General features: G+C 45.2%; 14 protein-coding genes. 1 reads left to right on the forward strand and 13 read right to left on the reverse strand.

All coding sequences use genetic code 11. The annotated features are described in order from the left end of the window. The first annotated feature begins 387 nt into the window (after positions 1-387). Complete coding sequence (locus LAY57_RS33520; protein WP_249071522.1) at positions 388-1536, forward strand: alanine--glyoxylate aminotransferase family protein; 1149 nt, start codon at positions 388-390, stop codon at positions 1534-1536. 251 nt (positions 1537-1787) lie between these two features. On the opposite strand, the gene LAY57_RS33525 is transcribed toward LAY57_RS33520, so the two are convergent. The 13 genes from LAY57_RS33525 to LAY57_RS33580 form a co-directional block, all read right to left on the reverse strand. Further along, positions 1788-2423 carry a HesA/MoeB/ThiF family protein gene (locus LAY57_RS33525; protein ID WP_249071523.1) on the reverse strand — a complete coding sequence of 212 codons (636 nt, stop codon included), beginning with the start codon at positions 2421-2423 and terminating at the stop codon, positions 1788-1790. Continuing rightward, positions 2424-3290: a hypothetical protein gene (locus tag LAY57_RS33530; RefSeq protein WP_476727028.1), complete on the reverse strand. Its 867-nt coding sequence runs from the start codon at positions 3288-3290 to the stop codon at positions 2424-2426. Positions 3291-3338: 48 nt separating this feature from the next. Beyond that, on the reverse strand, positions 3339-4544 hold the full coding sequence (locus LAY57_RS33535) for an AAA family ATPase (protein WP_249071524.1): 1206 nt from the start codon (positions 4542-4544) through the stop codon (positions 3339-3341). Between the two features lie 71 nt (positions 4545-4615). After that, entirely contained in the window at positions 4616-5068 is a 453-nt protein-coding gene (locus LAY57_RS33540) for a bis(5'-nucleosyl)-tetraphosphatase (protein WP_249071525.1), read from the reverse strand. A 4-nt stretch (positions 5069-5072) separates the two neighbouring features. Beyond that, positions 5073-5618: an RNA 2'-phosphotransferase gene (locus tag LAY57_RS33545; protein ID WP_249071526.1), complete on the reverse strand. Its 546-nt coding sequence runs from the start codon at positions 5616-5618 to the stop codon at positions 5073-5075. A gap of 330 nt (positions 5619-5948) precedes the next feature. Beyond that, a complete protein-coding gene (locus LAY57_RS33550) occupies positions 5949-6191 on the reverse strand; it encodes a hypothetical protein (RefSeq protein WP_249071527.1) in 243 nt (80 codons plus the stop codon). Between the two features lie 333 nt (positions 6192-6524). After that, complete coding sequence (locus LAY57_RS33555; RefSeq protein ID WP_249071528.1) at positions 6525-7517, reverse strand: RNA ligase (ATP); 993 nt, start codon at positions 7515-7517, stop codon at positions 6525-6527. A gap of 2 nt (positions 7518-7519) precedes the next feature. Beyond that, on the reverse strand, positions 7520-7654 hold the full coding sequence (locus LAY57_RS36055) for a hypothetical protein (RefSeq protein WP_275994462.1): 135 nt from the start codon (positions 7652-7654) through the stop codon (positions 7520-7522). A gap of 69 nt (positions 7655-7723) precedes the next feature. Then, positions 7724-8122: a hypothetical protein gene (locus LAY57_RS33560; RefSeq protein ID WP_249071529.1), complete on the reverse strand. Its 399-nt coding sequence runs from the start codon at positions 8120-8122 to the stop codon at positions 7724-7726. 29 nt (positions 8123-8151) lie between these two features. Further along, positions 8152-8511, reverse strand: a complete 360-nt coding sequence (locus tag LAY57_RS33565) for a XisI protein (protein ID WP_249071530.1) — start codon at positions 8509-8511, stop codon at positions 8152-8154. Then, a complete protein-coding gene (locus tag LAY57_RS33570) occupies positions 8481-8915 on the reverse strand; it encodes an element excision factor XisH family protein (protein ID WP_249071531.1) in 435 nt (144 codons plus the stop codon). The genes LAY57_RS33565 and LAY57_RS33570 overlap by 31 nt, the downstream gene beginning before the upstream one ends. A gap of 111 nt (positions 8916-9026) precedes the next feature. Further along, on the reverse strand, positions 9027-9254 hold the full coding sequence (locus tag LAY57_RS33575; protein ID WP_249071532.1) for an NfeD family protein: 228 nt from the start codon (positions 9252-9254) through the stop codon (positions 9027-9029). Positions 9255-9372: 118 nt separating this feature from the next. After that, positions 9373-10191, reverse strand: a complete 819-nt coding sequence (locus LAY57_RS33580) for a vWA domain-containing protein (protein WP_249071533.1) — start codon at positions 10189-10191, stop codon at positions 9373-9375. Between the last annotated feature and the right edge of the window lie 133 nt (positions 10192-10324).

Raw genomic sequence — 10324 nt, forward strand, 5'->3', positions numbered from 1 at the left:
CGGGCATATAATTTATTGGTTAAAACCGAAGATTTACTACCCGAATGCTTCGCCCCTACTGTCAAGAGTCGCCTTGGCGGTTGCTATAACTAGCAACTTTAAGAGCGCTAAAGCGCAACAACGTACCCAGAAAGCAAGTAACTAGCAACTTTAAGAGCGCTAAAGCGCAACAACGTACCCAGAAAGGCACAGGCTGTAGGGGCGAGTTTATCCCAAATATTGGTTATCATCAGAAAATTTTGCCAAAAACCCGCCCCTACGATCGCGCTATCGAAGAACTGATTTCAGTGTACTGCAAGCGGCTGTAATTCATCGTAATCTAGATGCTGAACTCTATTTGATACAGGGCTAGCTTTTACTCCAAAATATTTCAAAACGTAACAAATAATGACTCTAACATCCTCAATTAACAACAGTCAGCGACTTCAACTCGCTCCCTTGGAAATCCCGACTCGTCTGCTGCTTGGCCCAGGCCCGTCGAATGCCCATCCAGCCGTCCTGCAAGCGATGAATACCCCGCCTGTAGGACACCTCGACCCGGCATTTCTGGCGCTGATGGATGAGATCCAGAGCTTGCTGCGCTACGTTTGGCAGACGGAAAACCCGCTCACGATCGCAGTTAGCGGTACGGGAAGCGCCGCAATGGAAGCAACGATCGCCAACGTCACCGAACCTGGCGATGTGGTTCTGGTTGGTGTCAGCGGATACTTCGGCAATCGCCTCGTTGATATGGCGGGACGATACGGCGCGGACGTGCGAACCATTACCAAACCGTGGGGACAAGTCTTTTCCCTAACCGAATTGCGGACAGCGCTAGAAACTCACCGTCCTGCTATCCTGGCTTTAGTCCATGCCGAGACATCCACAGGGGCGCGTCAACCTTTGTCAGGAGTGGGCGACCTGTGTCGCGAATTTGACTGTCTCTTGTTGCTGGATACGGTAACCAGTCTGGGCGGCGTTCCCATATTTCTAGATGAGTGGGGAGTCGATCTAGCTTATAGTTGCAGTCAGAAAGGGTTGGGTTGTCCCCCCGGTGCTTCCCCATTTACGATGAGTCCCCGTGCTGTAGAGAAATTGCAGCAACGTCGCCATAAAGTTGCCAACTGGTATCTGGATATGACGTTATTGTCTAAGTACTGGGGAAAGGAACGCACCTATCACCACACAGCCCCCATTAACTTATACTATGCTCTGCGGGAAGCCCTGCGTTTAGTTGCCGAAGAAGGTGTGGAAAACTCTTGGCAGCGTCATCAAAAGAATGTGGAGTATCTTTGGCAGGGATTGGAAGACTTGGGACTCTCCCTCCACGTCCAGCGAGAGTTCCGTCTGCCAACTTTAACTACTGTCTGCATTCCAGAGGGTGTGGATGGGAAGGCAGTATCGCGCCAGTTACTCAACGAATATAACATTGAGATTGGCGGCGGACTTGGGGAATTGGCGGGTAAAGTCTGGCGTGTTGGTTTAATGGGTTTCAACAGTCGGAAAGAAAATGTCGATCGTCTTTTAGAAGCATTACGCCAAGTTTTACCCAAGTAGTGACATTTCTCTGCTCATTGTTGATTGTTCATTGTTCTTTTCTATAGCAACCGCCAGGGCGATTAGGGCAACTCGAACTGTTACCTTTAGTCCATAATCCCTTACGCACTAAGCTTTTTCCTCTTCCCTAGCCCCTAGCCCCTTTCTTCTTTCTTGTTTCTTCTTTTGACTTTTATAGCCCCTAGTCCCTAGCTATAATTGCCATTAGCCATGCTGAAATTGCGATCTGGATTTTACCCCAGATCGCAATTTTAGGCGAATGGCTTGACCGCTAAATCTCTCAATGTTACTGTAAAACTTTGTTGTTGCCCTGTGGCAACAAAAGTAACAATAACTTCACAGGCGATAGCAACTGTTAGCATGACTAGATTGCGTGCAAGTGGGTAGTCGCAGACATCATCGTTTGCAGGAGACGGAACGCGATAAACCTGATTCCAAATTACCTCGCCATAATCTCCGCCTAATCCAACGTGAAGACAAGGCAGATTTGCGCTTTCGCAGTAATCTTTGACCGTTTGGCGTGCGATGCTGTTATCAAAAGTATCGATAACTAAAGATGTGTTGCCAAGCAATTGCGCTGCGTTAGTTGCGATCAACTCTTTAGATTGTGCCTCTAGATTCACTCCCAAGGCACGGTAAAGCGAATTAGCCAATATTTTGGCTTTAAAAGCACCGATATCCGAACGATAGTAAGGTTGGGTGGAGAGGTTGCGTTCCTCGATGCGATCGCGATCGATCACCTTCAGCTTAGCAAGGCCCGATCGGGCCAGACTTTCGGTAATATTTGCACCCAAAGCACCCGCACCGCAGACAGTTACTTCAAACTCGCGCATCCGTGCCATTACTTCAGACGTGCGATAGCGTTGTTCGTGAAAGAAAATACTCATTTATCCAGCTTCAACAACACCAACTAGGGATTGCAAATCAAAATCTCTATCCATTCCGCTGAGACAAATGCCAGCACTTATCACAGTTAAGTCGTTTTTGTCAATAGCAGAAGTGTGGCGAGATCCATCGGCAGTAGTCCACTCGATTAGCCAACGATCGTTGCGATCGCGAAACTCCCGTAACTCGCCCCCACCTTGCCGCAATGCCGCCGCCAAGCGTTTTTCATCGCGGTTTTGCTGCATTTTGGCTTCAAACTCTTTTGCCTGGTGAGCCACCAAATCGTAGACAGTACGCATCTCTGGCGTTATCCCTTTGAAGCGCAATTCTGGCGGTGATATCACATTTTTCAGCGCTTCTTTTAGTTGTTCGGCTACTAGCGGATCGGCCCTGCGATCGCACTCATCAAACCACCAGTAACCGCCATCCCAACGCGCAATTATTGGCTCAAAAGTTGCCGCATCAGTAACCAGATTCACCGCTACAGGTTTGGCGATCCCAAAACGTTGTTTCGCATCAGATTCGTTGATAGGATAAGCTAGCCAGGTTTTTCCTTTCAAAACATAAGCTAACCGCAGACGCAACGGCTGAAGCAATTTCAAATATTCCCCCAATTGCGGCAAACTCGGTTCATCAATTACTTCAGCAGTTTTCTCATTCACAGGCTGAAAAATGCCCCATCCCTCAAAATTGCGCGGCTTTGGTGCAAAATTATAAATGATATGGGAAACTCTGGTTCTTACTAATCCTCCACCCACGCAGGGTGCGAGGAATTGCGTGTCGCGCAACTGCGTTTCCTGTGCAGCTATTTGGTTAAGGAGTTTACGAATATCTGTCATAGTTTTGCTGATGCGCTTCAGTTGGCTCAAACTCTCTTTTCATCGCTCAAGTATTGTTTTAAATTATGGCTTATTTATTCAAACAAATCGGTGAGCAAATTCGTAAATAAAATCAATCCGACCTTTGCGTAAAACCGCAGGATCTAATCGTTCAGTCGTGTTACAAGTCATCAACACAACCAACTTTTGCTGCGCCTGAATACCACCCTCCTCAACTACACTTTGATACAAAGTTCCATCCAGCAAACTCAGAATATGCTCAGTCTTCGTATTGTATTGAGCCGCTTCACTAGCTCGATTTTGAGCCAAATTATCGGCTTCATTAATAATCAGACAAATTTTCTCCAAGTAACTCGGAGGCACAAAATTCTCAACGGCATCGTGATCCAGGATAAAAATTACATATCCCAGAGGCATGAGAATTTCTTTTGCCACTGCTTGCGTCCAAGCAGTTTTACCTGTACCGGGTTCTCCATGTACCAACACAGCCAACTGATTCTGGTCGAGAACGGCTTGCTGTATTTTATCAGTAAAGCTTTGGATATCAGCAGGAAAACTCCGAATTGAAAACTGACTGTGAATCTGTCCCACACGGCTTTTATACCCACTAAGCATTACTGCCAAATTGTAAGTTGCTTTATTAATCAGCGGTGCTAAATTATTAGCCATGAGGCTATAATGTTTCCGTCCTTTTTCGTAGCTGTCAACTTGTAACCACACTTCATGTTTAGACCAATAGGCATAAATAGTGCCGAGAGTTTCTAGACGATCCCAGTTCGTAAAGCGACCTACTGGGTAATAATAATAGCGCTCCATATAATACTGGGTAATGATGTCGGGACGTTCCAATAAATCCAGTATTTTGAGAACAGTAATTTCCTGAAGTCGGTTGAGAAGGTAATCTATTGGAATACTGTCACGGCTGACTGTTTGTGCAATTGGAGTCTCCGTATTCAGCGTGTCTTTGCAGCGATAATTTGGGGCTAGTGGTTCGGGTGTGACGTAATTCCAAAACTCATCCACTTTGTATCGCGTACTTTCGGAAAATACATTTAATATATTTGCCCACCAGGTATATTCGTTGCGACCCATAGCGTCAGCAAGGTCGCTAGCTACAGCCAGTCCCTTCTGGGTTAGCTGCCAGGAATCGTTAGATAAAATATGTAAGAAAAACCCCCAGTCAAAATGCCGGGATAACGGTCTCCAACCAGCTCCTAATAAGCCTTTTGCTTGGGGATTTTGGTTGACGGGAGCGTCATCGTTGTTAAAATATCCTGATGCCATAGTTTCAGTTTATCTATGCTGTAATAGCTGATTTTCAAAGGAAGTTTTTTCTTGATTTTACCCGATGTTTATTACATAATAATTCTCAATCCTTTTTCAAGTAAATATCCTTCTAACTTTTGCAGCAGCGGATCGATGATTTTTTTCTGAATCGCGTGAGGGGGGTTCCATTCCACCCACGCAAAACTGCTGTGTTCGCTAACTTTCACGCTTACTTCTTGGTTCAGCCATCCTAGAAATATGACGACAGTTTTGTTTACTTTTTTGCCACCAAATCGCTTGTAGCGGGTTTGATAGGTATCGGTGAAACGAAATTCTTCATCTAGATGTAAGGCGCTGGCTTGAATACCAGTTTCTTCATGCAGTTCGCGGAGGGCGCAACTCCACTCGTCTTCGCCAGTTTCTATATGACCTTTTGGTAAGTCGTAGCTGTTGGGTTTCTGCATTAGCAGAAAACTTAACTGCGGTTCGGTACGCATCACAATTATGCCGCATGATTTCATCTCTCGCATAGTTGTCACCACTTAATTATATCTGCTTAAGATAGTCGGGGGGAATGCGATCGACTAACCAAACCCCATTATCGGAACAGTAAAATTCATAACCATCCCGGTGCATTGCTTGAGCATCTACAGCAAAAACCACGGGTTTACCATGCCGTTTGCCTACTGCTTTCGCTGTGGCAATATCTGTCGCTAGATGGACGTGGTGTCGTGACATTTTGTTTAGACCGTTTTGCAGAATGGACTCGACTGCATGGTGTCCTGTACCGTGGTATAACACATCTGGCGGAACAGTGGGTGACAACTGCAAATCAATTTCTACACTATGCCCTTGATTAGCGCGAATTAAAGTACCTGTGGAATCGAAGGAAAAGCGTTTTTTGTTGTTGTTTTCCACTACTTCATTCAATTCGTCGCGAGAGATGGAAAAGCGATCTTTTTTACACGCGGATAGGAGTTCATTTACTGAAACCCAGCCTCCTTCGGCCAGTTCTAAACCTATTTTATCAGGACGATGCCGAAGATGGTAACTAAGATATTTGCTGATTTTAACTAATCGAGAATCGTTCATAACCCGATCTTCAAATACTTGCGTGTAAGTTTCTAGAGCAAAACGATCGCTTTTAGAAATCACTCCACTGGTAAGTTTTTACACACTCTTTAAAGGATGGCTACCTCCAAGCCCACCTTCCAGCTTCTCAGCGATTTCCTCAATGCTAATACAGGGTAAGCTACGCGATCGCTACACCGCTCAAAGGCGATGCCACGATTACCGTTCCTCTCGTACTGAAGTATGTATGCTCCAAGTGTTAGGACACGCAAATCTTTTCGGAACACCCAGGATAAGAGCGATCGCGGTGGGTAAGGCGATCGCTCTTATCCTCTTCTTTGTCTTTAACTACTACTGCTTCTTCATGGGGTCGTCTTTCTTCATCGCGTCAGCCGGTTTGGTGGCATCGTCTTTCTTCATCGCGTCAGCCGGTTTAGTGGCATCGTCTTTCTTCATCGTGTCAGCCGGTTTGCTGTTGCTAGCGGGGACGGCAGTTGGAGACACTTGATTTTCGGTAGCGGATTTATTGGCGCAAGCGGTGAGACTGGTAGCCAGAACCAGACCAGCGGCTAGAGAAAGCATTTTCCAGTTCATATTTGTTGTCCTACTTTGTAATGATTTGGTTGGAAGCTACAGATTTTAGGGGATTTTGGCTTTATTCCCTGAAAGAGAATCTTTAGTAGCAGTATTCTCAATCCTACAGTAGTAGTCTTAAGAATACTACTGTTGAGACTGCAATTTGGATTTGAACCTATGTCCGGCTCTTCCGTACTTACTATGCTATTTGAGTAGAGGGGGAGAGTGGGAGAGGGGGAGAGGGGGAGAGGGGGAGAGTGGGAGAGGAGAAAATCAATAAAAATGTTCTTAAGTGAACAAAAGCATAGCAACTCCGAAAGAGCCCAATTTGCTTGAGCCCTACTGCCTGTGCTAATGGAGTTCTGTACCGTCTTTGCGAAGCAGGTAGCGATCGCTAATTAGCTTAAGCACCACCCGACCGATTTCTGGATCTGTGCGTTCCACCAGCGTTTGTACCACAACGCCTTCCATAATGCAATCAGGACTGACTGTGCTATCAGCATTGTTAAACTGAGACACCGCTTCCCAACTGTAAGGGCCAATATAAAGGACAGGCACTTTCGGCAATGAATAGTCATCACAAAAAGCGATAAACTCAGCGTAGTTCAGGAAGTTGCCGTTTTGCTTGACGGCGAAAAATGCAATTCCTATTTTGCCATTATTCAAGCCATACTTAAGATCCTGTACTCCGTAAATTTCTCCAAATATTTGAGTATTTGGCGGCAACTTATGCAGTACAGGATACTCGTTGTAAGCCCGAACATAAACGAGAGTTTTGTTATTCTCGTTATTCTTCCAAAAGTAATTGTGACTGCCTAAGTGGGTTGTTCCATCAGCATCTACCAAGACGCTAAAGTTCGTACCATGAATTTTTTCCGTTACAACTACTTCTTCTCCATAAGAGAGAACATCTCGATATCGCTTCAGGTTTTCAGGACTGGGAAATTTGTAAGGCCCGAGCGCAGTTTCCACATCCCCATTCATCGTTTGCGGTATCGGATATTCGTACTTAGTAACACCGAAAAATTCCGTGTAATCATCCCCCACATTTCCCGCAAAGTTATCGCCAACGGGAATAAGTAAACCCTCAGAGAATATGCCTCGCAGTTTTGCCGCCCGGAGTTTCTTGGAATAGTAAGGACGAATCCCGAATTCATCTAAAAACCGATCGGGAATAACGCTATCAATAGGGAAGTAGAAAGCCAAATCTCCCGGTTTTAAATTCCCCTTGGCGGTGATTACCTGATACGCCATTCCTTCGATACTGGCAATATCCAATCTGTCAGCATTGGCGTGAGGATTGGCGTTGTTAATTTTGACGACTTCTACTTTAAAAATGCTCATAATTATTTCAGTTTTTCCTTTGTTTTATTATTGATACAAACCCGCTTGTAAATGGTTCGTTGATTTGGATATTGTTTGGCAAGTTGCTGTTGCACTTCTAGTGCGATCGCTTTATAAACTGCCTGCAAATCGCTCATAACATCCCCTTTAGTTTATCACATTAGTAACTTTCATCTTTTTTAAAAGTGCGATCGTAAGTCCTATGATTAGGCTGACTTGATTATTTTCGGCAGATTTGTTTCGGGATTTATCTCACCTTTGAAATTTTCGCCGTAGTAAGCTGCTTCAATTGTGATTTTACCAATAAGGTGATGATTAAATTCTGGCAATTCTTCTGCTGGCACCCACAATTCCTGATGAATGCGACTGCCAACTGTTTGAACATCAAACTTTCTCACATAGTCGTCTTCTACCTCAAACTTAGTCACAAAGCCAGCAAAACTATTGCTTTTTGTATTCCAGTCTCGCGCAATTTGTTCGGCATACTCAAAATTGAGGACTGGATAGAAGATTGGCTGTTCGGGAAGTCGAGGCGGAAAAGCTTTGAAATCAGCTTCCGCTATTAGTTCTAGTTCTTTTAATCCGACAGGACGGTAGAGTATCATCGTGTAAAGTTAGCAAGGTACAAAAAATCTTATGTCACAGCAAAATCAGTAATTTTTCTAAATTCAGGCGAACGAAAACCTAGCACGATATGTTCCTTCGGAACACCCGCTTCTACAAGTTGATTAGCAACTCCATCCTCTGTTCCATCGCGCTGAATCCATATTTTGCCATCAATAATGTCAATGTGAATTAAACAGCCATGAACTCGGCGAGTTGTTGAAGGTAAATCTCCGCCAACTTTTTCTCGTCCCAGAATCATCAATAGATATCGCTCTTGTTCGCGATCGAAAACTGTTTCAAATTGAATGTCGCCATAAGAATATGGAATTTTAGTGTGCCCGATGATAATTTCTTCAATCAATCGACGATAGGTTTGTTTGGTATCCATCTGAGAATAAGCTCCGTTTGGGGATCGAAAACAATAAGCGGTATCTGATAGTCTTCAATTATTAACCGACCGACAGGCTCTTCAAAAATCTCTATAAATACTTGATCGTGAACCGCGACATAGAGTGTTCGACTCGGTTCTGTTCGTGCCATAACAGAACGATACACAAAATATTGACCAACAGCATTTTCAATATCATTCATTTCAGACGCACCGCCAAAACTTTTAATCTCTACTGCGATTTGGCATCCGGCTTTTTCTGCGGTTAATAACTGCTCCGCGCCTAAGTCAACATAGAGATCCTTGTTGCCCCACTTCAATCGTAAAGGATCGTGAGTAATTCTCCATCCATCCTTGGCCAATGCGTTCTTGAAATTGTCATGATATTTGTCGCGTGCTGGCACTTTGCTTAATCTCTCACTACAGATACCTAAGTTTATTATAAAATTGAAATGTTACCGCCTTCGTTTGTTACCAAAAATTGTAGGGTGGGCATTGTCCACCCTACAACCATTTCAAGACAGCGGTACTATCAGCAAAGTGATATTCTTGATGCCGACTACGAGGATTATTTCACCTGGTAATAGCTGCACTTGACCTTCTGGCTGGTAGAATTCAGCAGGCCAGTAGCTACCTAATGCTTTTACTCTACCGCGCAATCCAGGTGCGATCGCTTTTTCTACAGTTCCCCGTTTGGGTTCTGGCAACATTGCAACATTGGAAATGGTCAGGAATTCGCTCATTAGCTGACCTCCATTATGAGTTACAAAGGAACAAGATTGCGATCGCACCTAGAAATCAAGGCTTGATGTAGCGTACCCCAGAAACCCGGTTTTTTCGAGAAACCGGGTTTCTATGTACTTAAAAATCCAAGAAACCTCGCTTTCCCAAACGTGCGATCGCAGCAGCAGCTTGCAGTCGCGGACAAGCTAGAGTATCGGCTACCTGGGTACTATCCAGATTCCCCAGATTCAAGACAGTTTCCAACACCTGTCGATCGAATTCCAAGTCGCGGAACTCATCCTTCAGCATAGCCACCATCTTACTAATCACATCCTTGGCGCTGCTAGCAGCCGCAGACTGACCGCCAGTAGCAGTTGCGATCGCACCGAACGCCTGCATAGTAAAGGCATCGCCACCCATGCACAAAGCATGAACCGTCACCCGCTGGTTTTCCGCAGCAGCGGCGATCGACTGGACATTCAAACCGCTAGGACAACCATTGGGCCACCCATCGCCGTTTCCGCCTCGACCGCCACGTTGTTGGGTGGGAAGCATTTCTTGCAACCACTTAGCAAAGCCGTGCGGTGGCGCATCCCCAACCAGTAAGATAAAGCGGCAGCTGTAAGGACGCCATTGCATCTGTACGCAAGCATCCCGAACCCCACTATAAACCGCTTCCGGGCCATCACCACCGCCATCAGCCTTCAACTGGTTAATCGCCTTCTGCATCTCCTTCAAATTAGCAGTCAGCGGGTAAACACGAGTTACAAAAGAGTTATCTTGCGGTGGGTGATCGCGGTATTCCACCAAACCTACTTCCAAGTCAATACCACTATCAGCTTTCAGCAAACTAATGGTATCGAGTAACTGTTGCTTTGCCGCTTCGATGAACGAACCCATACTGCCAGTTGTATCGACAACAAAGCACAGGTCAACACAGTTAAGAGCTTTTGTCATAGTTTCTTTTTGTTATTTTCAGAATTTAGCTGAAACTGAAAAAACCTCACCCCCCCAACCCCCCTCTCCGACCTCGGAGAGGGGGGAGAAATAGTCAATACAACAGTTTCTTGCTCATTCTTGCTCCCCCTCC

This window comes from Argonema antarcticum A004/B2, assembly GCF_023333585.1.
GTDB classification, from domain to species: Bacteria; Cyanobacteriota; Cyanobacteriia; order Cyanobacteriales; family Aerosakkonemataceae; genus Argonema; species Argonema antarcticum.

What these genes read in the sequence shown, in the direction of transcription:
- LAY57_RS33565 (WP_249071530.1), bottom strand. Translation starts at nt 8,511, where the DNA reads ATGGATACCAAACAAACCTATCGTCGATTGATTGAAGAAATTATCATC.
- LAY57_RS33550 (WP_249071527.1), bottom strand. Translation starts at nt 6,191, where the DNA reads ATGAACTGGAAAATGCTTTCTCTAGCCGCTGGTCTGGTTCTGGCTACC.
- LAY57_RS33555 (WP_249071528.1), bottom strand. Translation starts at nt 7,517, where the DNA reads ATGAGCATTTTTAAAGTAGAAGTCGTCAAAATTAACAACGCCAATCCT.
- LAY57_RS33520 (WP_249071522.1), top strand. Translation starts at nt 388, where the DNA reads ATGACTCTAACATCCTCAATTAACAACAGTCAGCGACTTCAACTCGCT.
- LAY57_RS33560 (WP_249071529.1), bottom strand. Translation starts at nt 8,122, where the DNA reads ATGATACTCTACCGTCCTGTCGGATTAAAAGAACTAGAACTAATAGCG.
- LAY57_RS33545 (WP_249071526.1), bottom strand. Translation starts at nt 5,618, where the DNA reads ATGAACGATTCTCGATTAGTTAAAATCAGCAAATATCTTAGTTACCAT.
- LAY57_RS33580 (WP_249071533.1), bottom strand. Translation starts at nt 10,191, where the DNA reads ATGACAAAAGCTCTTAACTGTGTTGACCTGTGCTTTGTTGTCGATACA.
- LAY57_RS33575 (WP_249071532.1), bottom strand. Translation starts at nt 9,254, where the DNA reads ATGAGCGAATTCCTGACCATTTCCAATGTTGCAATGTTGCCAGAACCC.
- LAY57_RS36055 (WP_275994462.1), bottom strand. Translation starts at nt 7,654, where the DNA reads ATGAGCGATTTGCAGGCAGTTTATAAAGCGATCGCACTAGAAGTGCAA.
- LAY57_RS33525 (WP_249071523.1), bottom strand. Translation starts at nt 2,423, where the DNA reads ATGAGTATTTTCTTTCACGAACAACGCTATCGCACGTCTGAAGTAATG.
- LAY57_RS33535 (WP_249071524.1), bottom strand. Translation starts at nt 4,544, where the DNA reads ATGGCATCAGGATATTTTAACAACGATGACGCTCCCGTCAACCAAAAT.